This is a genomic window from Clostridium sp. DFI.1.208, assembly GCF_024463855.1.
Classification (GTDB): domain Bacteria; phylum Bacillota_I; class Bacilli_A; order Erysipelotrichales; family Erysipelotrichaceae; genus Clostridium_AQ.
The window spans coordinates 26,407-48,539 of record NZ_JANGCA010000010.1 but is presented as its reverse complement, the minus strand read 5'-3'; the positions used below and the strand labels follow the sequence as shown (position 1 = coordinate 48,539).

At 46.0% G+C, this 22,133-nt stretch carries 20 protein-coding genes; 7 read left to right on the top strand and 13 right to left on the bottom strand.

The features are described from left to right. Nucleotides 1-122: 122 nt before the first annotated feature. The 3 genes from NE665_RS07165 to NE665_RS07155 all read right to left on the bottom strand — a co-directional run bounded on the left by NE665_RS07165 (nucleotide 123) and on the right by NE665_RS07155 (nucleotide 4,628). A complete protein-coding gene (locus tag NE665_RS07165; protein ID WP_117443341.1) occupies nucleotides 123-1,856 on the bottom strand; it encodes a [FeFe] hydrogenase, group A in 1,734 nt (577 codons plus the stop codon). Further along, the gene (locus NE665_RS07160; protein ID WP_117443342.1) at nucleotides 1,850-3,682 is read right to left on the bottom strand and encodes an NAD(P)-binding protein; all 1,833 of its coding nucleotides are present in this window, start codon (nucleotides 3,680-3,682) and stop codon (nucleotides 1,850-1,852) included. Before NE665_RS07160 ends, NE665_RS07165 begins: the two co-directional genes overlap by 7 nt. A gap of 133 nt (nucleotides 3,683-3,815) precedes the next feature. Next, on the bottom strand, nucleotides 3,816-4,628 hold the full coding sequence (locus tag NE665_RS07155; protein ID WP_233104566.1) for an HAD hydrolase family protein: 813 nt from the start codon (nucleotides 4,626-4,628) through the stop codon (nucleotides 3,816-3,818). 191 nt (nucleotides 4,629-4,819) lie between these two features. Here NE665_RS07155 and NE665_RS07150 point away from each other — a divergent pair, with 191 nt between their 5' ends. Further along, the gene (locus NE665_RS07150) at nucleotides 4,820-5,731 is read left to right on the top strand and encodes a MurR/RpiR family transcriptional regulator (protein WP_117443344.1); all 912 of its coding nucleotides are present in this window, start codon (nucleotides 4,820-4,822) and stop codon (nucleotides 5,729-5,731) included. Then, on the top strand, nucleotides 5,728-6,294 hold the full coding sequence (locus tag NE665_RS07145; RefSeq protein WP_117443345.1) for a DUF1349 domain-containing protein: 567 nt from the start codon (nucleotides 5,728-5,730) through the stop codon (nucleotides 6,292-6,294). The genes NE665_RS07150 and NE665_RS07145 overlap by 4 nt, the downstream gene beginning before the upstream one ends. A gap of 197 nt (nucleotides 6,295-6,491) precedes the next feature. Here the strand turns inward: NE665_RS07145 and NE665_RS07140 are convergent, their stop codons facing one another. From NE665_RS07140 to NE665_RS07130, 3 genes are read right to left on the bottom strand one after another with little or no spacing between them, the layout of a single operon-like run. Further along, complete coding sequence (locus tag NE665_RS07140) at nucleotides 6,492-7,292, bottom strand: ATP-binding cassette domain-containing protein (RefSeq protein ID WP_117443346.1); 801 nt, start codon at nucleotides 7,290-7,292, stop codon at nucleotides 6,492-6,494. A 9-nt stretch (nucleotides 7,293-7,301) separates the two neighbouring features. Continuing rightward, the gene (locus NE665_RS07135) at nucleotides 7,302-8,216 is read right to left on the bottom strand and encodes an ABC transporter permease (protein WP_117443347.1); all 915 of its coding nucleotides are present in this window, start codon (nucleotides 8,214-8,216) and stop codon (nucleotides 7,302-7,304) included. A gap of 18 nt (nucleotides 8,217-8,234) precedes the next feature. Next, the gene (locus NE665_RS07130) at nucleotides 8,235-9,227 is read right to left on the bottom strand and encodes an ABC transporter substrate-binding protein (protein ID WP_117443348.1); all 993 of its coding nucleotides are present in this window, start codon (nucleotides 9,225-9,227) and stop codon (nucleotides 8,235-8,237) included. 193 nt (nucleotides 9,228-9,420) lie between these two features. Between NE665_RS07130 and NE665_RS07125 the strand changes: the two genes are divergently transcribed. The 4 genes from NE665_RS07125 (at nucleotide 9,421) to NE665_RS07110 (ending at nucleotide 11,776) form a co-directional block, all read left to right on the top strand. Next, nucleotides 9,421-9,927 carry a cob(I)yrinic acid a,c-diamide adenosyltransferase gene (locus NE665_RS07125; RefSeq protein ID WP_117443349.1) on the top strand — a complete coding sequence of 169 codons (507 nt, stop codon included), beginning with the start codon at nucleotides 9,421-9,423 and terminating at the stop codon, nucleotides 9,925-9,927. A gap of 20 nt (nucleotides 9,928-9,947) precedes the next feature. Next, complete coding sequence (locus NE665_RS07120) at nucleotides 9,948-10,415, top strand: YbaK/EbsC family protein (RefSeq protein ID WP_117443350.1); 468 nt, start codon at nucleotides 9,948-9,950, stop codon at nucleotides 10,413-10,415. Between the two features lies 1 nt (nucleotide 10,416). Next, on the top strand, nucleotides 10,417-11,322 hold the full coding sequence (locus NE665_RS07115; RefSeq protein ID WP_117443351.1) for a YafY family protein: 906 nt from the start codon (nucleotides 10,417-10,419) through the stop codon (nucleotides 11,320-11,322). Between the two features lie 67 nt (nucleotides 11,323-11,389). Continuing rightward, a complete protein-coding gene (locus NE665_RS07110; protein WP_117443352.1) occupies nucleotides 11,390-11,776 on the top strand; it encodes a DUF3795 domain-containing protein in 387 nt (128 codons plus the stop codon). A gap of 326 nt (nucleotides 11,777-12,102) precedes the next feature. On the opposite strand, the gene NE665_RS07105 is transcribed toward NE665_RS07110, so the two are convergent. From NE665_RS07105 to NE665_RS07085, 5 genes are all read right to left on the bottom strand, one after another. Beyond that, nucleotides 12,103-13,554 (bottom strand): family 1 glycosylhydrolase, encoded by a 1,452-nt coding sequence (locus tag NE665_RS07105; RefSeq protein ID WP_117443383.1) that lies wholly within the window; start codon nucleotides 13,552-13,554, stop codon nucleotides 12,103-12,105. Nucleotides 13,555-13,899: 345 nt separating this feature from the next. Beyond that, on the bottom strand, nucleotides 13,900-15,333 hold the full coding sequence (locus NE665_RS07100) for a glycoside hydrolase family 1 protein (RefSeq protein WP_117443353.1): 1,434 nt from the start codon (nucleotides 15,331-15,333) through the stop codon (nucleotides 13,900-13,902). Between the two features lies 1 nt (nucleotide 15,334). Continuing rightward, a complete protein-coding gene (locus tag NE665_RS07095) occupies nucleotides 15,335-15,664 on the bottom strand; it encodes a PTS lactose/cellobiose transporter subunit IIA (protein WP_117443354.1) in 330 nt (109 codons plus the stop codon). A 15-nt stretch (nucleotides 15,665-15,679) separates the two neighbouring features. Then, nucleotides 15,680-16,969 (bottom strand): PTS transporter subunit EIIC, encoded by a 1,290-nt coding sequence (locus tag NE665_RS07090; protein ID WP_117443355.1) that lies wholly within the window; start codon nucleotides 16,967-16,969, stop codon nucleotides 15,680-15,682. A 61-nt stretch (nucleotides 16,970-17,030) separates the two neighbouring features. Then, nucleotides 17,031-17,339, bottom strand: coding sequence for a PTS sugar transporter subunit IIB (locus NE665_RS07085; RefSeq protein ID WP_178759742.1), 309 nt, complete (start codon nucleotides 17,337-17,339; stop codon nucleotides 17,031-17,033). A 352-nt stretch (nucleotides 17,340-17,691) separates the two neighbouring features. Here NE665_RS07085 and NE665_RS07080 point away from each other — a divergent pair, with 352 nt between their 5' ends. Continuing rightward, complete coding sequence (locus tag NE665_RS07080; protein ID WP_178759743.1) at nucleotides 17,692-19,614, top strand: BglG family transcription antiterminator; 1,923 nt, start codon at nucleotides 17,692-17,694, stop codon at nucleotides 19,612-19,614. Nucleotides 19,615-20,076: 462 nt separating this feature from the next. On the opposite strand, the gene NE665_RS07075 is transcribed toward NE665_RS07080, so the two are convergent. Beyond that, nucleotides 20,077-21,294, bottom strand: coding sequence for a VanZ family protein (locus NE665_RS07075; RefSeq protein WP_117443358.1), 1,218 nt, complete (start codon nucleotides 21,292-21,294; stop codon nucleotides 20,077-20,079). A 132-nt stretch (nucleotides 21,295-21,426) separates the two neighbouring features. Beyond that, nucleotides 21,427-22,023 carry a hypothetical protein gene (locus NE665_RS07070; RefSeq protein WP_117443359.1) on the bottom strand — a complete coding sequence of 199 codons (597 nt, stop codon included), beginning with the start codon at nucleotides 22,021-22,023 and terminating at the stop codon, nucleotides 21,427-21,429. Nucleotides 22,024-22,133: the final 110 nt, after the last annotated feature.

The following is a 22,133-nucleotide window of genomic DNA, read 5'->3' as shown; positions in this document are numbered from 1 at the left end:
CATAAGCTGTTATTTCGGGCGCTTTCATTGCGATAGCTCTTATTTCTCATGCTGTATCACTTACAGCTTTCCGACATGTAATAGCCGTTTAGCAGCAGACAGCAGGCGAGCGCTTCCGATACCTAACGCTTAAAATGGGGCATTTGCCATGCTTCATGATCGGTATGCAGCAGCTTCTCCGCAAGCTTTGAAAGCGGCTTATCCAGATATTCATCATAGAGTGTGCGGATGGACGGATTTTCATGGGAATAGCGAAGCTTTGCATTTCGATCCAGACGATACAGCGTATCGGCACGTTCAGCCGCAAGCTCCTCTCCATCATGGATTGGCTGACCGCCTCCTCCGCTGCATCCACCCGGACAAGCCATAACCTCGATGAAATCATAGGCTACTTCATTTCTGCGCATAGCCTCGATGAGTCTGCGGGTGTTTCCAAGCCCGCTGACGATTGCACAGCGAACCGGTATGCCCTGTATCTCGAAAGTAGCTTCCTTCCAACCATCCATGCCACGGACATCAGCAAAGGCATCAGGATCAGCATTTTCGCCCGTAACGAAATAATAGGCACTGCGCAGTGCAGCCTCCATGACGCCGCCGGTTGCACCGAAAATCACACCGGCACCACTGGCGGTTCCAAGCGGATCATCCAGCGGTGTATCCTGTATGCAGCTGACATCAATATGCTCGGCGTGAAGCATGCGGACAACCTCTCGTGTCGTCAAAACGACATCTACATCGCGATATCCAGAATCCTCCATTCCCGGTATATCAATTTCATGCTTTTTTGCGACACACGGCATGACTGAAATATTATATAGCTTCGCCGGGTCGACGCCCAGTTTTTCCGCAAACCATGTTTTGGTGATAGCCCCAAACATCTGATGCGGAGATTTTGAAGTGGAGAGATGGGGCACCATATCCGGATACTGTGATTTCAGAAAACGTACCCAGCCCGGACAGCAGGAAGTAAACATCGGAAGCTTCTGCTCGTCCTTCTGCTGCAGGCGCTCCAGAAATTCACTGGCTTCGTCCATGATGGTAAGGTCCGCTGCGAAATCAGTGTCAAATACATAATCGGCACCCATCCTGCGAAAGGCATCTCCCAGCTTTTCAATCGTCGCCTCTTCTCTGGACAGCCCAAACGATTCTCCCCAGGCAGCCCGAACAGCCGGTGCAATCTGTACGATCGTAATCTTATCCGGATCATTCAGTGCATCAAACGCGCATTCGCTGTCTTCACGTACATGCAGTGCATTTACCGGACAATGCGTAATGCACTGTCCGCACAGGCTGCAATCGGCTTCCTCAATGCTGCGGTTCAGGGATACATTCACCGTTGTCCGGGAGCCTGTATTCTGGACATCCCATACCTGCAGGTTCTGTACCTTGTCGCATATCTGAATACAGCGCATGCATTTGATACATTTATTGCTTTCCCGAATCAGTGGAAAGCTTTGATTCCATGGTGTATACACGACCTTTTTCTCATAAGGAAGGGAGGTGATACCCAGATCATTGCTTATTTTCTGCAGGGAACAATTCCCGCTTCGTGAACAGTAGGCACATTCACAATCATGCTGAGAAAGCAGAAGCTGCACATTGCACTTTCGCGTATAGCGAACCTTTGGGGAATTGGTATAAATGACCATTCCCTCCTGCACGATGGTGTTGCAGGCGGTAACCAGCTTATCCTTGCCCGCAAGCTCTACCACACAGACACGGCATGCACCGATGTCATTGATACCCTTTAGATAACAGAGATGAGGAATTTCGATATGGGCTTGCTTTGCGGCTTCCAGAATCGTTAATTGCTCATCTACCGCAATCTGCTGATGATCGATTTTTATCGTTACCATTTTGTCGTTCTTCCTCCTTTGAATACACCGAAACCATAGTGATCGCAGCGCAGACATCTTCCGCATTCCTGCTGTGCCTCTTCCCGCGACATGCCATATTCAATCGGCTCAAAATCAGCATTGCGCTTCGTTGTTTCCCGTTCCTTCAGCTGTATGCGGCCGCATTTCGGACGATCCGCATAGTTTGCAGGCGGTATGAGTGCGTCACATTCAATAACATGATGGAAGCCGAGGTATTCATCAATGTTGGCAGCCGCAACCTTACCTGCCGCAATGGCGCGAATCACGGTAGCCGGACCGGTTACACAGTCGCCGCCGGCAAAGATTCCCTCCATGTTTTCCACACCGGAATGATCCAGTGCGTCGATTGCACCATGGCGGATCGGGACGCCCTCTTCCGCAAAATGCTGAGATTCAATACCCTGACCGATGGCCACAACGACGATATCGCAGGGAATTCGTTTTTCCTCTGTATCCGCACGTTTCGGTGAAGGCCGTCCCTGACGGTAGGATGAAATAATCTGCGGCTGTACCCATAAAGCAGCGACCTTCTGTTCTTCATCCAGTTCAATGCGCGTTGGTGCCTGCAAAGGCAGAAGCTCACAGCCCTCCGCAAGAGCCCCCTCAACCTCCTGCGGCAGGGCGGTCATATCCTCCTGTCTTCTGCGATAGGCGATTCCCACATAGGCTGCACCAAGCCGTTTACTGCTTCTGGCTACATCCATGGCAACATTTCCACCACCGATGACGAGCACGCGTTTTCCCGTGAAGTCCGGCATGATATCATCACCGATTTTCCGCAGCATCGTAACCGCTGAAATGACATTTTTTCCATCCTCTCCGGGAATCCCTACTTTTTTATCTGTCTGTGCCCCAATGGCAAGATAAACAGCATCAAATTCCTTATCCAGATCACACATGGCGATATCCTTGCCGATATCCACCCCGGTATGAATTTCCACACCTGCGGCCTTTATTACTTCGATTTCCTCATCCAGACGTGCTCTGGGCAGCCGATAGTTGGGGATTCCATAGCGGAGCATACCTCCCAGAGCCTTTCGTTTTTCATAAACGACGGTCTGGTGTCCCATCCGCTGCAAATAATAAGCAGCACTTAGACCACCGGGACCGCCGCCGACAATGGCAACCCGCTTTCCGGTCGATGGTGCGCAGGGCTCCGGCGGTACATAGCCGGCATGATCGACAGCATAGCGTTTGATACCGCGGATATTGATAGAATCGTCCAGCATGTTTCTTCTGCATCGCGCTTCACACGGATGCTCACAGATATAGGCGCAAACAGTAGGAAACGGATTATCCTTTCGGATCAGTCGGACAGCATCGGCATTTCTTCCTTCCTTCACCAATGCGATATAGCCGGGGATATCCACACCGGCCGGACACATGGAAACACAGGGAACCGGCTGATTCAGACTGGCGGTACAGCGTCCGTGCAGGATATGCTCCTCATAATCATCCCGAAATCCCTGCACCCCCTTCAACACCATATCAGCAGCCTCCTGTCCGATTGCACAATCCGCACTCCATGAGATATTCTGTGCAGTCTTTTCAATCAGATCAATCGTGGAAAGTTCAGCTCTTCCCTCCAGCACATCCTCCAGCAGCAGCTGCAGCTGTGCCAGACCGACACGGCAGGGCACACATTTTCCGCATGTCTGCGCGTGACACAGCTTCAGAAAAGCACTTGCCATATCAACCGGACAAAGGCCCGGCGGACTGGCAATGATTCTTCGTTCCAGATCCTTGTAGAGATCTTCAATGACCCGCTGCGCTTTGGTAGCGGTCATAATCGTTAATCTGCTCATAGCATTCCTCCATATCTTGTGAACGGTTACATCTCTTTCAGTATAAAACAAAACGGGAACTTTTCCAATCACTTTTGAAAGATTTCCCGTTTCTGTTTCTAATATTACAAAGAGCTGTTCGTAACTGCTTCAGCTATATGACCTCCACATCCTGTGTCAGTACCTCCAGTGTTCGTACGATACCATCGCATTCGTTGCTGTGTGTGAGGAAGGTCGCATCCCTTCTCACCTCATCCTGTGCATTTGCCATGACGCTTACACAGCCTGCATACGGTGCCATCACCTTGTCATTTGTGCTGTCCGCAATCACCAGCACATCCTCCTTCTGAATGCCCATGTCCTGCATAATCCACTGCAGTGCTGTTCCCTTGTCCACATCGGCATGGGCAATACTGCACATATTCTTACCGCTTTGAATCAGCTTGATTTCTTCCTCTAAGGTTTTCGGCATCCAGCTGATAAAGCCGTTTAAGGCGCTGCTTTCTCCGGTAACATAGAGCTTCAATACCGTATCGCTGATGTCCTCAAATGCTTCCCAGGGACACAGGCGCATATCATTCAGCAGAGCCTCCAGCTGTACATAAGGGTCAATGCCATTTGCATACAGGCAGCCGTTTTCTACAATGGACAGCGTAACGTCCTGTCCCTCGGCAAGTGCCTTGATTCTATCCACCAGCTTCAGTGAAACCTCTTCCTTCCGCAATATTCGCATACTGCCCAGCTCCTGCACAAAGGCGCCGTGACAGGCGGCAATATATCCGTTATACGTATCCATATGCAGCTCTTTTGCTATTTTTCTCAGGTTTTCCGGAGAACGGCGTGAGATCAGAGCCAGCCGTGCACCCGCCTGCTGGGCCTGCAGCAGAGCTTCTTTTGTATCAGCGCTCAGGTTGTGATTGTTGGTTAGCAGCGTATCATCGACACTGCAGACGATCAGTTTATACATAATGTTGTCCTCCTTTTGACAGCTACAGTGTAACGCAGAAAATCCTATCCTGTAAACAAAGCAGAGGACGGTTGAGAAAAGGTTGACACGGATTCGTTTGGGAAAGCAGAAAATATGAGAAAAAATTATCAATGAACGAAAGAGGAATGACAAAGTTTTGTCATACCGCTATAATGAAGAGGAAAGGACGGATGTGTATGCATATACGGGAAACCTTACAGAATACTCGCAGCTGGAGTGCAAACGAGCAGGCTCTGTGTGATTATATTTTAGAAAACAGCATAGCGGTCATACATATGAACGGCACACAGCTGGCACAGGGAGCTGCGGTCAGTACCTCCTGTGTCTATCGCTTCTGCCATAAGCTTGGCTTTGCGGGCTTTTCTGCCTTTCGTATCCAGCTGGCAAGTGAGCTGAACGAGAAGCTGAGCAGTCCCAGTGAGGTGAATTACGATTATCCCTTTACGGAAAAGGAATCCACGGCACAGCTGATTCAAACGCTGGGCAGTCTGTATAAAACCTCGATTGATGAAACCATACGGCTGCTTGATATCACACAGCTGGAAAAGTTCGCAGAGCATATTTATCAGGCACGCTTCACCTATATTCTTACGACGAATACCAATCTGCAGGCTGCAAAGAATTTTGCACGCAAAATGGAGGAAATCGGGATGCATATCCATGTCGCAGGGGAGCTGCTGCAGCAGCGCTTGTACTGTGCCTCTGCCAAACAGGGGGATGTGGCAATCATCCTTTCCTACGCAGGTATTTCCGATCATGTGCAGGAGTGTGTAAAGCAGCTGTATGAGAATAAGGTAACCGTACTGCTGTTATCCAGCAGACACGATCAGACACTGCATTATTTTGCCACCTGCCGTCTGTATCTTTGCGGCTTTGAATCTTCCTATCAGAAAATAACAACCTTTTCCTCTCATGTATCTGCACAGTATCTGCTTGATCTTGTTTATTCCGTTATCTACCAGAAGAATTATGAGAAAAATATCGAGCATAGAGACCGTGCCTATCATGTATGCCGCCTGAAGGCAAAGGAGGAATCGGGGATGAAACGTATGGAAACGAATAAAGGAGAAGAGGAAATATGAAATTTGAAACAATGAATGATGCATCCTATACGCAGAAGGATGGAGCGATTATCCTGCATGCCAACGCGAAAAGCGACTTTGTAGTCAGTGCGACAAACAAAAAGGTTGTCGCCAGTGCTGCCTTTCTGTATCAGTGGGTGAAGGGGGATTTTGTCTTGCAGGCAAAGGTGTCCCAGCGCTTTCTTTCCACCTATGATGCACCGGCACTTATGGCAATGGAGTCTGAAACACGTTGGGCGAAGGCCTGCTTTGAGTATACCGATCTGAATACCAGAGCTGTTGTATCTGTTATGACGAATACAACCTCGGATGATTGCAATGGAGTGGAAACAGACGGGGATTCCATATGGCTGCAGCTGTGCCGCAGAGATCAGATATTTGCGGTGCATTATTCTCTGGATGGATCGCACTGGAGGATGCATCGCATATTACGCATGGAAATGGAGGAAGAATTAAAGGTCGGTCTGGTGGCGCAGAGCCCACTGGGAGATGGTGGAGATTTCGTCTTTGAGGAGGTATCTTTGAAGCTGGAACGTAAGGAGGATATCCGGGGAGGAAACTGATTCCACACAGAAAGGCTGAATACTGAATGAAAACGTGAGGTCAATAGGGCTGCACGTTTTTCTTATCTTGATAATATTTAGATAATGCTGTGGTGCATCCTGCTATGGGAAACAGTCAAGCGGGTATCCATGCCCTTCGGATAGAAAAAAAGACTTCTGCAGGATACGTTCCCGCAAAAGTCTATCGCTATCGAATGCTATTGTGCACTGAATGCCAGCTCATCATCAAGCGCATCCAGCATATTCAATGAGTTAAACTTCTCAATCAGCTTTTCCACTGTCAGTGTTTTCTTTTCCTCTTTTGGAATATCCATGATGATTTCTCCCTTATGAAACATCAGAAGACGATCGCCATAGGTAATGGCATGCTTCAGATTGTGGGTAATCATGATGGTTGTCATTTTCTTTTCTTCCACAATTTTCTTGGTTAGCTGGATAATCAGATCACTTGTTTTTGGATCCAGAGCCGCCGTATGCTCATCCAGCAGCAGAAGCTCCGGCGTAATCAGGGTTGCCATCAACAGGGATAATGCCTGTCTTTGTCCACCGGACAGGGAACCGACACTGACATGCAGCTTACTTTCCAGCCCCAGCTGCATATCTGCCAGCTCTTTTTCAAAGCGTGGTATCAAAGTCTTATCAACGCCCTTTGTGAGACCAAAGCTTTTTCCCTTATTATAGGCCATGGCCATATTTTGTAAAATTGTCAGCGATGGGGAGGTTCCCTTTTGCGGGTCCTGAAATACACGGCCGATAAACTGGGAGCGTTTATGCTCGGGAAGCCGGGAGACATCTTTTCCGTTGAAAGAGACTCTTCCTGCGTCCTGTCGGATATTCCCGCTGATGACATTGAAAAATGTTGATTTTCCACTACCGTTGGAGCCGATAATCGTGACAAATTCACCGTCATGGATTTCCACGTTCAAATCTCTGTATAAAATGACCTCGTTGGCACTTCCCTTGTTGAAGGTCTTTTTCACATGTTCTAGTTTCAGCATATTCTCACCTCACGATTCCTGAACCTTGCGATGGAAGAATTTCCCCATCACACCATTGCCGAGTACAAGCACCGCGATAAAGATGACAGCCATGATCAGCTTCAGATAGCTTGGCGGTAAGCCCACCTTTAAGGCAGCGGCAATCGTCAGACGGTAGGTGATGGCACCGAGAATTACACTCGTTGTGAAACCGATGAATTTAAAGCGCTTGAACAATGTCAGCCCCATGATGACAGAGGCCAGTCCCATGACGATCATACCGGTACCAAGGGTGATATCAAAATATTTCAGGAATTGTGATACAACCGCACCGGATACAGCCGCATAGCCGTTGGAAATAGCAAGACCGTTCATTTTGATGTGCCCGATATCCTTTCCCAGTGTCGCAATCAGCTGGGGATTGTCACCTGCAATACGCATAAGAAAGCCGTATTTCGTATCCAGAAACCAGTCCATCAGCAGCTTTAGGAACAGGACGAGAACCAGCAGGATGAATATCGGCCACAGCTTCACGATCCAGGTGCCCAGTGATCCTCCTGCAATATTGCCAAGCAGCGCCCCATAGGAGAAAATTGTGTCATAGGTAAACAGGGGAATGTTACTCATATCTCCGGCCACGACCAGATTGATGGAATACAGGCCTGTCATGACGAGAATGCCGCTCAACAGGCTGGAAATACCAAATTTAACATGCAGGAAGCCGGTCGCATACCCGGCCGCCAGTCCTGCAATAAATGCCACGATCAGTGAGAGAAACGGATTGATGCCATGCATCACACACATAGCACCCGCAGCTGCCCCGAGTGGAAAGCTGCCCTCAACGGTCAGATCTGCATAGTCCAGAACCTGATAGGTCAGCAGAACCCCGATGGCGAGGATACTGTAGGCCAGCCCCTGCGCTATAACATCTAATATGAAATCCATACGTATTCACACCTTACTCTATTCTTCTACAAAAGTAGCACGTTCTGCCAGTGAATCCGGAATTTTAATACCCAGCTGCTCTGCGACCTTTTTGTTGATATACAGGGTTGTATCCTTTGCTGTTTCTACAGGAATATCGCCTGCTTTCTTGCCGTTGACAAGGATATCGTAGGCAACACTGCCTGCCTGCTCTCCAAGCTTCTCATAGCTGATGGAATCACTTGCCAGTAAGCCTGCCTTCATCTGTCCGTCCTCAGCCGCAAATACCGGGATATTCTTTGCATTTGCCTTATCTGTAATAGAGGCTGTAGCTGATACGACCATATTGTCGGTAATATTATAAATACAATCAACATCACCTGCCAGCTGTTCTGCCGCAGTGGCAATCTCTGTGGTGGCGCTGACGCCTTTCTTAACGATTTTAAAGTTATATTTTGAAGCCAGCTTTTCCACCTGCGCTACCTGAAGCTTTCCGTTTACTTCTCCGATATTGTAAATCATACCGATCTTTTTTGCTTTCGGCAGGAACTCACGAATCATTTCCAGCTGTTTTTCCAGCGGTGCGGCATCGCTGACGCCGGTGACATTACCACCCGGCAACTCATTGCTGGTAACCAGCTTCGCCTCCACACCATCCGTCACTGCATTGAACACAACAGGTATGTCTGTACCGCCAGTCGCATTCACGGCAGCCTGTGATGCGTTGGTTGCAATGGAATAAATCAGGTCCACATCATCGGAAACAAACTGCTTGGCGATCGTATCCGCCGTACCATTGTCTCCCTGTGCATTTTTTACCGTAATCTCAAACTTTGCATCGCTCTTGCTGTTCAGATATTTCTCCAGTCCCTCTCTGGCACTATCAAGCGCAGGATGCTCCATCTGCTGGATGATACCGAGTTTATATGTTTTCTTTCCATCATCCGTTTTTTCTTTGTCGCTGTCGCCACTGTTTCCACATCCTGCAAGAAGCAGTGCCAGTGCAAGTCCTCCCAATAATTTTTTCTTCATAAGACTAACCTCTCTTTTCTATATGATATTATGATGATACCTTGTTTTGTACATAAAATCAATATTTTCATGAAAATCTTTCACATTTTTACCACAAAGTTTCACAAATTTGCATTTATAGCTGAAACCGTTACACAATATGCATTGCTATGGTATAATAACGGTTAAGATGACATAAGGAAGGGTGAAGCGTATGATCCATATATACAGCGGAAACGGGAAAGGAAAGACGACTGCCGGCTTCGGCCTGGTTCTGCGTCAGGCAGGATATGAAAAGCGCGTTGCGGTTGCACAGTTTTTAAAGGATGGAACGAGTGGTGAGCTCAATGCTTTGCGGAACTTATCCTGTGTGAAGCTGCGTGCAACACGAATGCCGCAGGGATTTTATTTTCAAATGCAAAAACAGGAGCAGCTGGAAACCAGACAGGGGATACAGGAGCTGTTCGCATGGGTGCAGGGTATGGCAAAGGAGTGTGCATGCATCTTTCTGGATGAGGTTCTGGATGCTGTACAGCTGGGACTGCTAAAGGAGGAAACACTCCTGCGCTTTTTACAGGCGAACCGGGATTTGGAAATCATCCTCACCGGCCGAAATCCGTCGCAGGAGCTGATGAATCTATGTGATTATCATACGGAGATGGTAGAACACAAGCATCCCTATCAAAGGGGGATAGCTGCACGTAAGGGTGTGGAATATTAGAAAATCAGGAGGATAAGAAAATGGCAATGGAACAGGCAAGAGCATACTTGAAGCAGTATCATAAGGAACAGGATATCCTGGTGCTGGATGCATCCAGTGCTACCGTTGAGCAGGCGGCACAGGCCCTTGGAACGCAACCGGAGCGCATCGCAAAATCGCTTTCCTTTATGGGAAAGGAGCATGCCGTGATCGTGGTTGCTGCCGGTGATTGCAGGGTGGATAATCATGCATATAAGGAAACCTTCGGCTGTAAGGCGAAGATGCTGAAGGGGGATGAGGTGGAAGCCTATACGAATCATGCCATCGGCGGGGTATGTCCGTTTGGCGTACCTGATAAAACGCAGGTATTTCTGGATGTTTCTTTAAAGCGGTTTGATTTCGTATATCCGGCCTGCGGAACGCCAAATTCCGCAATCAAGCTGACCATTGCGGAGCTGGAGGAACTGCTTCCGCAAGCAAAATGGGTTGATGTATGCAAGGAAGTGTAGGATGAAGGCAGATCGTCTGTATGGGATTACCCTTTATCTTTTGAATCACAAACGAGCAAGCGGCCGCTGTCTTGCGGAAACCTTTGAGGTATCCCTGCGCTGTATTCAGCGGGATATGGATACGCTGTCTATGGCTGGCGTTCCTATCATTGCGTATAGCGGCGTGAATGGAGGCTATGAGCTGCAGGAGGGATACAAGCTGCCTACAGCTCTGGTAAAGGAACAGGATTATGCAATCATTGCGGCATCGCTGGACAGTCTGGAGAGTGCTGGTCTGCATAAGGAGGTACAAAATGCGAAGCTGCTTTTTCCAAAGCACGAGGATGATACCGTGGGAGTACAGCTGGATTTTTCCGTTGCGAATGAAACAGCGGCAGAGCAGCGTTCCTTCTTGCAGGCAGTGATTAGCGCAAGACACAGCACCTCCTTTTTATATACGGATGCTCAGGGGAATCAGACAAAACGCAACTGCGAGGCACTGGCACTGATTTTTCGCTGGTATGCGTGGTATCTGGTAGGCTGGGATGTGGATAAGCAGGCGTATCGGATGTATAAGCTGGTACGTATGGAACAGCTGCAAGAGAAGACACATACCATGCATAAGCACCCCAGTCTGCAGGAAATACTGAAGCAGCTGGATGCGGCGGATACGCAGGTTACCTGGACGATCAAGCTGCACTGTCAGCCGGAGGCCAGAGGTAGAGTGCTGGAATATTTTCAGGGAACAATCATGGAGGTATATGCGGATTCATCCTTTCTATATTGTATGCGGGTACCGAAGCAGGAGCATTTCTGGTATGCAAGCTTACTCGGCATGGGAAATACAGTACGGGTGCTGGAGCCAATGGAGCTGAAGGAACGCATCAAAGCAGACTGTAAGGCAATGCTGAAGCAGTATGAGAAGTAAATCAAGAACTATGACATAGTGTTGTCGTAGTTTTTTTGGTATGATAAAGCTGGAAATGAGGTACTTTATGAGAGAGGAAAGAGGAATGGCATTCTGCGGGCTTGCCTGCTGTGTGTGCTCGGAATCAGATTGCCCAGGCTGTCATGCGAGAGGCTGTGAGCATAAGGCTATGTGCGGTATTCTGGACTGCTGCCTGAGAAAAGGAATTGACGGCTGTTATGCGTGTGACGAGTTTCCCTGCGATGAGGAAATGCTGAAAAAGCGCAGGGTGCAGGTGTTTAACCGCTGTATGCGCAAGGCAGGTCCGGCTGAGGTGATGCGCTGTTTAAACCGTAATGAGAAAGCAGGGATACAGTATCATTATGCAGACAAACTGATTGGGGACTATGATTTGGATTGCAATCGTGACATTGAGGAGCTGTTGATGAAAGGCGGCGTGCACAGCAAGGGGTGAACAGGGATGGATAAAAGCTTGCGAAGCAATCGCCTATCCGGCAGCTGATTTCCTGCGCTCATGCTTGTGAGATTGAAACAGATATGTAGAATTACACATGTATTATGCGTAAGACATCGGCATACACATATAAGAAAAGAGAATTATATTCTACGCATTCGTTCGTAGCTTTAAATTCTCTTTTTGTTTATATTATGCATTGGTTGTCTCTTCTATACGCGGAAGCTTTGAACGTATTGATTCTTATACATGCAGAACCGTTTCATACAGACGATATATGTAAGCATAGCTGCCTGTATAGCACTGCGGCTTCCTTATATTACCTATTACAGATTTTCGCCGTTTGATGCAATTACGCTTCGATACCAGTTATAGCTGTCCTTTTTCAACCGCTGCTTTGTACCATTTCCATAATCATCCTGATCGACGTAGATGAATCCATAGCGCTTGCTCATCTCGGAGGAGGAACAGCTGATGATATCGATAGGACCCCATGGATAGTAACCAATGACCTCTACCCCATCCAGAATTGCTTCCTTCATATTTCGTATATGTTCACGAAGGTATGCGATTCTGCGCTCATCATGAATACATCCATCCGCACTGATTTCATCATAGGTTCCGAATCCATTTTCTGCAATGATAATCGGTTTTTGATAACGGTCATAATAATAATTCAGCACTGTGCGAAGACCAAGCGGATCGATTCCCCAGCCCCATTCACTCGCCTCTATATAAGGATTGGATATCGCTCCATCGTCATTTACATCAGCACGGGAATTGCTTTCACTGGATGATGCACACGTGTAATAATAGGAAATAGCCAGAAAATCAGCAGGGTTTTCCTTTAACACACGTTCATCCTCCTCCCGAATATCCAGGTGTATATCGTGCTCCTGAAAATAACGCAGCATATATCCCGGGTATTCTCCACGTAGCAGCAGATCCGAAAAGAAATACTCACGCTGATTGCGCTGCATATTTGCGAATACATCCTCTGGTTTACACGTTAAAGGCTCGCTGAGACCATCGTATACCATCATTCCGATCTGAAAATTCGGATTTATCTCATGTCCCTTTTTTGTTATGATTGCACTGGCAGTGCATTCATTGTGTATTCCCTGATATTTTGCTTCCATAAGGTTTTCCACACGATCACTGGGGATTCCCAGATGATTGAAGGATTCATGATGAATCAGGTTAATCTGGTTGACAACGATCCAGTACTTCACCTTGTCTTTATAGCGCTGCATAATCGTTTCCGCATATTTGACAAAGAAATCGATAGTTTTACGATGATACCATCCATTGTAGGTCACCGCCAGATGCAGGGGCATTTCATAATGAGATAGCGTGATCAGTGGTTCCATTCCATTTTTTATAATTTCATCAATCAGTTGGTCGTAGAAGCGAAGACCTTCCTCGTTAGGCTGCTCTTCATCACCGTTGGGATAAATTCTTGACCAGCTGATAGACGTACGGAATGATTTCATCCCGGTACCGGCTAGCAGCTTCAGATCATCCTTATAGGTATGGTAAAAGTCAATTCCAAAGCGCTTTGGGTAATACCCTTGTGTATCCTCCATAGCAGCCTCAATGTCCTTCATAGAGGTTTCCTTATTTGATTTTTTCTTAAGATCTCCTTTATCCTGAACCTTGAGAATATCCGCGACACTCCAACCGCGTCCACCCTCGAGGAATGCTCCTTCCGCCTGATTGGCAGCGATCGCACCACCCCATAAAAAGTCCTTCGGAAATCCTTTTGCATTCTGTTTCATATATCCTGTTTGATTTTGCAGCTTTTGGCAAAATCTCTCCTTTTTCATTCATAGGAAAGGGGCGCAGTCGACGCCCCTTTGTGTTTCCTTATATAATTGCGCGTCTTCATTCATAGCAATACTATTTGTAAGTTAGAAGTAAGCAGACAGCACTTTTTTTATAGCTGGTATTTGATGTATCCTTGTTTTCTGTGCCGGATTCTTAACGTAAGACACAATATATACTTCACTGTATGTTTTTATCAGCGAACGCTGTGTATACTGTAGATTCTCTGTGTTTCTTATCAGTCTGAGTACCCTATAGTTCATCTTTGTTTGAATTTATCATGTGGTGCACATAGCATCTTACAAATCTTCTCCATTCGAGGCAATCACTCTGGCGTACCAGTAGAAGGAATCCTTGCGGATTCTCGCATTGCTTCCCTTGCCGCGATCATCACGATCCACATAAATATATCCATAGCGTTTGCTCATTTCCCCTTGTGAACAGCTGATGATATCAATAGGCCCCCAGGAGGCATAACCAAAAATCTGTACGCCATCGCGAATTGCTTCCTTCATCGCTTTGATATGCTCCTTCAGATAGGCGATTCGATAATCATCATGGATACAGCCATCCACTACCGTATCCATTGCCCCCAGACCGTTCTCTGCGATAAAGATCGGTACGTGATAGCGATCCCAATATTGATTTAGTGAATTTCGGAAGCCGAGAGGATCCGTAGCCCAACCCCACAAAGAGGTCTGCAGATATGGATTTTCTTTTGGCTTGAATGGCTGCTGTGCATCTACAATGCGGGTGTAGTAATAGGAGAAGGAAAGGAAATCAGCCGTGTGATTTTTTAACAATTCCAGCTCTTCCTCCTTCACATTGAGCTGTATGTGGTGATCTTTGAAGTAGCGAAGAGCATAGCCGGGATATTCTCCTCGCAGCAATATATCACTGTAGAAATAAATACTCATCTGCATACGCTGTGTATTGGCGAAAACATCCTCCGGCCGACAGGTTGCCGGATACAGTGCATCATCTCCAAGCATCATGCCGATCTGCATGGTTTTATCTATTTCATGAGCCAGCCTGGTGGCTTTTGCACATGCGACAAACTGATGATGGGTGGCCTGATATTTTGCGCTTTCCCAGTCTTCATATCCATCTTCCACCATGCCCAGACTGGCAAACTCTCCCCAGCCGCCAAGGGAATTGATCTGATTCAATAAAATCCAATATTTGACCTTTTTGTGATACCGTTTGAAGAGCACCTCACAAAAATGAACAAAGAAATCAATCATTTCAGGTGCATACCAGCCCTTGTACTTTGTAATCAGATGAACCGGCATTTCATAATGAGATACGGTCATGACGGGCTCTATCCCGTTGCGTAGCATTTCATCAAGCAGGGCATCATAAAATTTTAGTCCTTCTTCATTCGGCAGCTCCTCATCTCCGTTTGGAAAAATGCGTGTCCAGTTGAACGATGTACGAAAGCAGGAGAATCCCATTTCCTTCATCAATGCAAGATCTTCCTTATAGGTATGGTAGAAATCTATGCCATTCCTTCTTGGATAATAGCCTTCTGTATCCAGTAGTGCTTCTTGGATCTGACTTGCTGTATGGCGAAAGCCGACAACATGCTTGCGGTCATAATGCTCTGGAAGAAGCTCAATATCTGCCATGGATGGTCCTTTTCCATTGACATTCCATGCACCCTCTGCCTGATTAGCGGCAATCGCACCACCCCATAGAAAATTCTTCGGAAATCCGTCTGCAGTTTTCCACATATTATTTTTCCAGCTTTCTATACAGGCGAATCATGTTTTGTGTTAAATTGACCTCGCTGTTGATTGTCATCAGCGTATCCTGTGCATGGGTGAAAAGCAGTGTAGTATGTAGCTCATCTTCATTGATTGAGCTTTGTATCATTTCAGTTTGAATCACATGAGCCTTTGTTATTTCCTTTTTCGCAGCAGCTATCTTAGCCTTTATATCCTCTTCGCTTTTATCTTCCAGGAGGGCATTGACTGCCTCATTCAACAGATTTCGGCAGTCGCCTGCATGCAAAATGATTTGCATGGCAGCACTGTTGAGCTTTTCGATTGTTGTGTTTTCCATAACACCCTTCCTTTCCTATGCTTTTTCTGTTCGTTGACGCATTGCTTTACGTTTGGATACTTCTTCTTTTTTAGATTCATCTTCTTCTTCCTTTTGTACACACTGTCTGTCATACACCTTGAAGAACGGATAATAAATAATCCAGGATAAAACGAATATGAATAGCGTAAACAGCAGCCCGATCATGCCTCCAACCGCATAGGAGCAGATTGGCCCCGGCAGATACCAGAAGGAGAATAAGGTAGTCACCTTTGGCAGGATATCAAAGTATAATGCGAACCACGTCAGTGCAGGGGCAAGCAGTCCGATAATCCACATAGGAATCATCAGAATCGGGTTAAACGCGATAGGAGCACCAAATACAAGCGGTTCGTTGATGTTGCATAGATTCGGAACCAAAGAAGCCTTTCCGATGACCTTGCATTTCTTAGATTTTGCCATAAACAGCATCATCAATCCGAGCGCTAATGTACAGCCCCCTCCACCAAGTGTGAAATAATAGGAAACGCCATCTGCATTTATGACGCTGGCTGCATTTCCTGCTGCTACCGCTGCTTGGTTTGCTGCGATTCCCTGCAGTATCAGTGCGGATTCGATCGGATAGATCACCCATGTGGAAATACCGAAGGTATACAGGAAGGTATAACCGAAGAAATACAGAATCACAAAGCCGAGGAAGCTGTCACCAGCACTTAAAATCGGAGAGAATAAGGTATAGATGCAGTCAAAGATACTAATATGCAGCTGGAAGATAAACAACCATCCGACAAACAGAATTATCAGAATCGGAATCAGTGTATCAAACCAAACGGTGATGAAATCCGGAATGGCGCTGTCCTCCTTGAAGAAAGAATGGGTTGAGAATGCATTCATAACAAAGCCAACGAATAAGCCTGCAATCAGTGCTGCAATCATACCGCCGTTGCCAAGCGTGGAGCTTTGAAACAGTATGTTTCCGGCTTCATCAAAGGTGGGACCTACCAGCATCAGGAAAAAGCCGATGCCTGCCAGACCTGCTTCCTTCTTTGTCTTATTGTGCCGTTTCTTTTCCATAAGCAGGTAAGGCACCAGATAGGCAAGGTACAGGGACAGCAGACCCAAAGAGAAGGTTGACAATGGACTGAAATCCGGGAACCCGTCAATCAGACCTCCAAAGGCTGTTAGTATTGTTGTAAATGATCCGATAAAGATCATTGGCATTGCAGTTAGGATCGCTTCCTGTACAGACGCAATCCAGGGATTACGCGCAAGCTTGTTCATTTTCGGAGCAAATTTGTTCGTCATCCAATCCATGAATTTTTTCATATGTTTCTCCTCATTTTTTCATTTTGTTTAAGTTACTTTAAAAGCGAAAGCTTTTGATGCATTAGTCTTCAAGGAAGGGTAATGCGAAATCAAGAACGGCATCCCCGTCTAACTCGCCGTAGGCATCCTTCGGTATGATTTGTACATCTACGCCATGGGGCTCTGCGATGTCCTCCAGATCCTGCAGCATATAGCTCAGATGCGGACCTACCAACAGCAGGTCGATATCCTCGATGTAGTCCTCTACAACAGAATCACTTCGTGCCTTTACTCCGATTTCGATGTTGCGTGCTTTTGCGGCCTGTCGGATGTTCTTCGCCATAAAGCCGCTGCTGGCTCCTGTACCGCAAACTAATAAAATGTTTTTCATAATGATCTCCTTTGTGTCCGTAAGCTTTTTAACATTCCACGGACTTTTTTTAATAATGAATGAAATTTTTCTGGATTGGTGTTAGAATATAGAAGAGATGTATCAAAGTATTCCCGTACTTGGCTGAAGCGATTCAGCGTGTGATATGTCTCTTTTTCTTATACCAATCAGTGTGACTGCCCTCCTTTCTTATCGACACCCTCAGTATAACGAATGCAGCCGAAACAGACAAATTTTAAAAGTTCCTAGTGCACGGAACTTTTTTAAGTTGAGCGGATTTTCGAATTCACGTATACTTATCATGTAATACTATCATTGTTTACAGGGGGATAAGGCAGGAGAGTGATTGAACATGAAAGATAATATATCGACATTGCTGGATTATTTATGGCATCACTATGAAAGCTGGATTTCCGCAGCTGAGCTTTCCCAACTGCTTCACGTTTCCACCCGCCAGATTCGCAAATACATCAGTATCCTGAATGAAGAGCATGTCGAAGAACCACTGGTCATTTCCACAAACAAGGGCTATAAGCTAAGCAGCACGGAGCAGTATCTGCGTTATCGGGAGAGCGGAAAGCATAATCTGGAAACCCCGCAGACACGGCAGAATCTGATAATACAGAAGCTGATTTCCTCCAAGAACGGCATTGATATCTTTGATCTGGCACAGGAGCTTTATGTCAGTGAATCTACAGTGGATAACGATATCCGCAGCATCCGTAAAATGATATCCGCGTATCAGGTCGGCATCCGCAGAGAAAAGGATGTGCTGTATATCGATGGCAGTGAAAAAGAAAAGCGCCAGCTGATGAGCCGGCTGATTACGAGTGATTCCTACGATAATTTTGTTTTAAAGGACGAGGTACGGCTGCTGACCTACCATTATCACTTCTGGGATTTCCGAAAGAATCTGGATGATATTTTTTCACGCAATAATCTGTTTGCGAATGACTATACACTGAATAATACAGCTCTGCACCTGATTGTGATGATCGATCGCATCCGCAGCAGCTGTATCCTGCACGAACAGGTGGACCTCACACCGTTTTTCAAAACCCCGCAGTATACGGTGGCAAGGGAAATACGGGAATATATCGAAGGGGCATATGCGATACAGATCAATGATGCGGAATTATATAATCTAACCTTGATTATTATGAATAACACCACAATGATTGACTATTCCTTTATCAACGGCTCCAATATCTCCTCCTTCATCGAACAGAAATATATAGATATTGCGCATACCGTTATACACAATGTGGAGGAGTGCTATCTGCTGGATCCCTTTGATGAGGAATTTATCGCGAAGTTTACGATTCATGTAAAGAATCTGTTCAATCGCGTGGAGCATAATTACTATGCCAAAAATCCGCTGACAGCAAAGATAAAATCGACCTATCCCCTGATTTACGATATTGCGGTTTACATCGCCCAGCAGTTTAAGGATATGTATGACATCGTTTTAAATGAGGATGAAATTGCTTTTATCTCCTTCCATATCGGCAGCTATTTTGAAAATAATGTACAATCGAAAAATAAGCTGACCGTCCTGTTTCTTTATGCAGATTATTACAGTCTGCATCAAACTACATTGGAAAAGATCAGTCGTCGCTTTGAGGACAAGGTGACCATTAAGTATGCGATGTCCATACATTCCTATCAGCCAAACCTTTTGCATGCGGATTTGATAATTTCTACCGTGGAAACACCATTTCCCCAGCCGTCGATCATCATTCATCCCTTTCTGATTGAAAAGGATATGAATCAGCTTGAAACCATCATCACCAAGATGCTGACTGAAAAAAACAAGAATAAGCTGAAGGACTTTCTGTTTGATCTGTTTGATCCCAGATTGTTTTATACAAGTATGAACATGGATCGTACCCAACTGATACAGACGCTGTGCAATGATGCCATCCGTCTTGATTATGCCGATGCTTCTTTTACAACCGATGTCTTTGCGCGTGAGCATATGTCCTCGACAGCATTTGAGGATGCCGCCGTTCCGCATTCACTGGCAAGCAATGCAAAGAAAAGCTTTATCAGTGTGGTTTTGTGTCCACAGGGCATGAAGTGGGGAACGCATGAGGTTCATATCGTCACACTGCTGGGTGTCCATGATGATTCCAGAAAGCTGTTTGCGCAGATTTTCGATCATTTGATTGAGATTTTGAGTGAGCCCTCCTTTCTCAATGAGCTGGTGACCTGTCAGGATTATGATTCCTTTATTCAGAAGCTTACACACTATATGGATGCAGTCGATGTATGAAGCAGACTGCATCTTTTCAACGGTATGCGGACAAGCTGTTCGCAATGCGCAAAGGCTGGCAGTCCTATACTAGGCGGCTGTGCTTTTGTGGGAAAATCAAGCATAGCGGATGTAGGATTCAGTTTTCCTTCCAGACGATATCTGTAAGCAAACAACGTTTCCTGCAATGTCCTGCGTATAGTCTTTTAACAATTCGTTCATGAGAATAGGTATGCCGCAAAGTCGTGAACATAAGGCAGCCAGTGAAAAAAACAGCACCTGTCTGAGAAGCGCTGTTTGCTTTTTCGTATTTATTTTAACAGACCATGTGTCAAAAACTGTATGGACTCTATGCAGATTTTTTCATATGTATCCTTTAAAAAAGCTTCATGTTTCTGGCGAAGGCTGTACACATCCCATTTGCTATGTGCTGTGCGGATTCCTCACGGATGGACCTATGGTCAATTCGCTCAAGGAAGTCAATCAGCTGGTTGATGTGCTCATGTCTTCCTCCGTAGGCGAGGTAGCGTCTGAGGCTGGCGCTTCTTTCTCAAGCCCTTGTATGCTGGATTGATTTTTTATCGGCAGGAATCTGTCATACCAGGGAATGGCATCCTTATCGAACAAAGACAGGATACACTGATACATGGTCACGATATATAGGAAGGCCAGAATGAGCACAGCTACTCCGTACATCCAGTGCGCTGCAGCGCTTTGCGTTAGAAAGGCCAGCACACAATGAAAAATATAAAACGGGGCAGGCAGGATGAGGCCGTAAAGAATCATAAAATGAAGCAGATACTGATACCAGTGCGGTGTGTGTCCATCCATGGTTACAAGCTTGATCTTCACAGCTGCCTTTCCCAGCGTTTTGCCGTGCATGAGTATCGGAAGAATGAACAAATACACAAATACGACTGCCAGATAGATAAGACAGATGCGGTTGGCAGGACTAATCAGCAGGAACTCGTCATGTAAGAACAGAATCAGCGCAGTGATGATGGCTGTTGTCAATAGGACAATGAGATTGTCAAAGAAAAATGCCAAGACTCTGCGCAATGGGGATACGCTTCTTCCACGGTCATATGCTTTTTCATCCATACGGCTTCGTGAAACGAGAAAATGAGCAAATACCGGTGTGATTGCATACCCCAGCATGCCGCCCAGTGTATTGGTAATCAGATCGTCAACATCAAACAGACGATAAGGGCGTGGATAGTACCCAAACAGTGCACTCAGCTGCAGACATTCAAAGGATAAGGTCAGAAGAAAGGTAAGCAGCAGGGTTTTCTTCCAGCTGCATTGAAAATAGTAGCGAAGATAAACGCCAAAGGGAACGGTAAGCAGAATGTTGAAGACGATCAGATACAGACTTGGCTCATTCAATGCTGTCAGATAGGTAGCGGGATCATTCCAGATCAGGGAGCTGTTCATGGTGAACTCTTTTAAAGAGGCAAAAGGAATCAGCTGCATAATCGGCTTTGTATAGCTGGCGACCTCTTCTATTGGCGGCAGGGGAAGCACAACAAGAAAATATGCGCATAGCAGATAAAATATAAAGGAATATACAATCAGAACACGAATCGGCAGTATCGATCCGTATTTCCGATATTGCATAATGATATAGGGCAGCGTGATCATCGCCGCAAGAAACGGAAACAGCAGCAGTGCTGACTGCAGGGGAATCAGATATACAGACATGAGAACATACCTCCTGTTCTATTATAGCATGATGGAAGAATAAATCAGAAAAGGTGACAGTAGTGATCGTTTACCGAATGGTAAAAAAGCGATGAAAACATCGCTTTTCTGAACCAATATGCTGAAGGACTCTTATATGTAATACATATAAGAGTCCATGTCGGTGGACGCTTCCTTTTGAGGCTGCGAATTTGATGTGCGGACTGCAGGCCGCTTGGAAATCTGCTGTTCATAATCCTTCCAGCTCTTGAAATACTTGCCTCTTGGCGGCTTGCCCGGCTTGTGAAGGACGGTGCTTTGTTTGATTTCATCACTGTCTTCAATATCCATGCCAAGCTTATTTGCCATAGTCATTCTTGGCTCACAGCCATCCTGAAACAATACAGCAGTGAGAAGCTGGTAACTAAACTGCACCTGATCTTCACAATAATAGCTGATTTCAGTGAGTAGATTTTCCAAAAACTCTGTTAAGAGCTTCTTTGTCAGATTATCCTTAAAAATGACAAAGGTTTCCCTATGGAGGGAGAATACCCTCGTAGCCTGACAGGTTGTAAAATTGCCTTCAATCTGTTCATACAGCTTTTCTCTTGTTTCCTTCAGCCAGATACCGCGCTGTTCATCAAATGAAAGAAAGCCCCGATCCTCATAGCTGACATGAAGCACCTGTACTTTTTTACAATGCTTATATAAATTAGGTAAAAACCTGGTTCGCAATACCGGATATTTCATGTGCCTCTCCTTTTTACATCGTTATTTATATGTATAAGTATAACACGATGGAAAAGGTTTTGCGATATGCAATCATATATCACTAAAATTCTAGGATTTCAATTTTTATA

Coding starts and splice junctions, on each gene's coding strand:
- NE665_RS07165 (WP_117443341.1), bottom strand. CDS start 1,856: ATGGTAACGATAAAAATCGATCATCAGCAGATTGCGGTAGATGAGCAA.
- NE665_RS07160 (WP_117443342.1), bottom strand. CDS start 3,682: ATGAGCAGATTAACGATTATGACCGCTACCAAAGCGCAGCGGGTCATT.
- NE665_RS07155 (WP_233104566.1), bottom strand. CDS start 4,628: ATGTATAAACTGATCGTCTGCAGTGTCGATGATACGCTGCTAACCAAC.
- NE665_RS07150 (WP_117443344.1), top strand. CDS start 4,820: ATGTGTATGCATATACGGGAAACCTTACAGAATACTCGCAGCTGGAGT.
- NE665_RS07145 (WP_117443345.1), top strand. CDS start 5,728: ATGAAATTTGAAACAATGAATGATGCATCCTATACGCAGAAGGATGGA.
- NE665_RS07140 (WP_117443346.1), bottom strand. CDS start 7,292: ATGCTGAAACTAGAACATGTGAAAAAGACCTTCAACAAGGGAAGTGCC.
- NE665_RS07135 (WP_117443347.1), bottom strand. CDS start 8,216: ATGGATTTCATATTAGATGTTATAGCGCAGGGGCTGGCCTACAGTATC.
- NE665_RS07130 (WP_117443348.1), bottom strand. CDS start 9,227: ATGAAGAAAAAATTATTGGGAGGACTTGCACTGGCACTGCTTCTTGCA.
- NE665_RS07125 (WP_117443349.1), top strand. CDS start 9,421: ATGATCCATATATACAGCGGAAACGGGAAAGGAAAGACGACTGCCGGC.
- NE665_RS07120 (WP_117443350.1), top strand. CDS start 9,948: ATGGCAATGGAACAGGCAAGAGCATACTTGAAGCAGTATCATAAGGAA.
- NE665_RS07115 (WP_117443351.1), top strand. CDS start 10,417: ATGAAGGCAGATCGTCTGTATGGGATTACCCTTTATCTTTTGAATCAC.
- NE665_RS07110 (WP_117443352.1), top strand. CDS start 11,390: ATGAGAGAGGAAAGAGGAATGGCATTCTGCGGGCTTGCCTGCTGTGTG.
- NE665_RS07105 (WP_117443383.1), bottom strand. CDS start 13,554: ATGAAACAGAATGCAAAAGGATTTCCGAAGGACTTTTTATGGGGTGGT.
- NE665_RS07100 (WP_117443353.1), bottom strand. CDS start 15,333: ATGTGGAAAACTGCAGACGGATTTCCGAAGAATTTTCTATGGGGTGGT.
- NE665_RS07095 (WP_117443354.1), bottom strand. CDS start 15,664: ATGGAAAACACAACAATCGAAAAGCTCAACAGTGCTGCCATGCAAATC.
- NE665_RS07090 (WP_117443355.1), bottom strand. CDS start 16,969: ATGAAAAAATTCATGGATTGGATGACGAACAAATTTGCTCCGAAAATG.
- NE665_RS07085 (WP_178759742.1), bottom strand. CDS start 17,339: ATGAAAAACATTTTATTAGTTTGCGGTACAGGAGCCAGCAGCGGCTTT.
- NE665_RS07080 (WP_178759743.1), top strand. CDS start 17,692: ATGAAAGATAATATATCGACATTGCTGGATTATTTATGGCATCACTAT.
- NE665_RS07075 (WP_117443358.1), bottom strand. CDS start 21,294: ATGTCTGTATATCTGATTCCCCTGCAGTCAGCACTGCTGCTGTTTCCG.
- NE665_RS07070 (WP_117443359.1), bottom strand. CDS start 22,023: ATGAAATATCCGGTATTGCGAACCAGGTTTTTACCTAATTTATATAAG.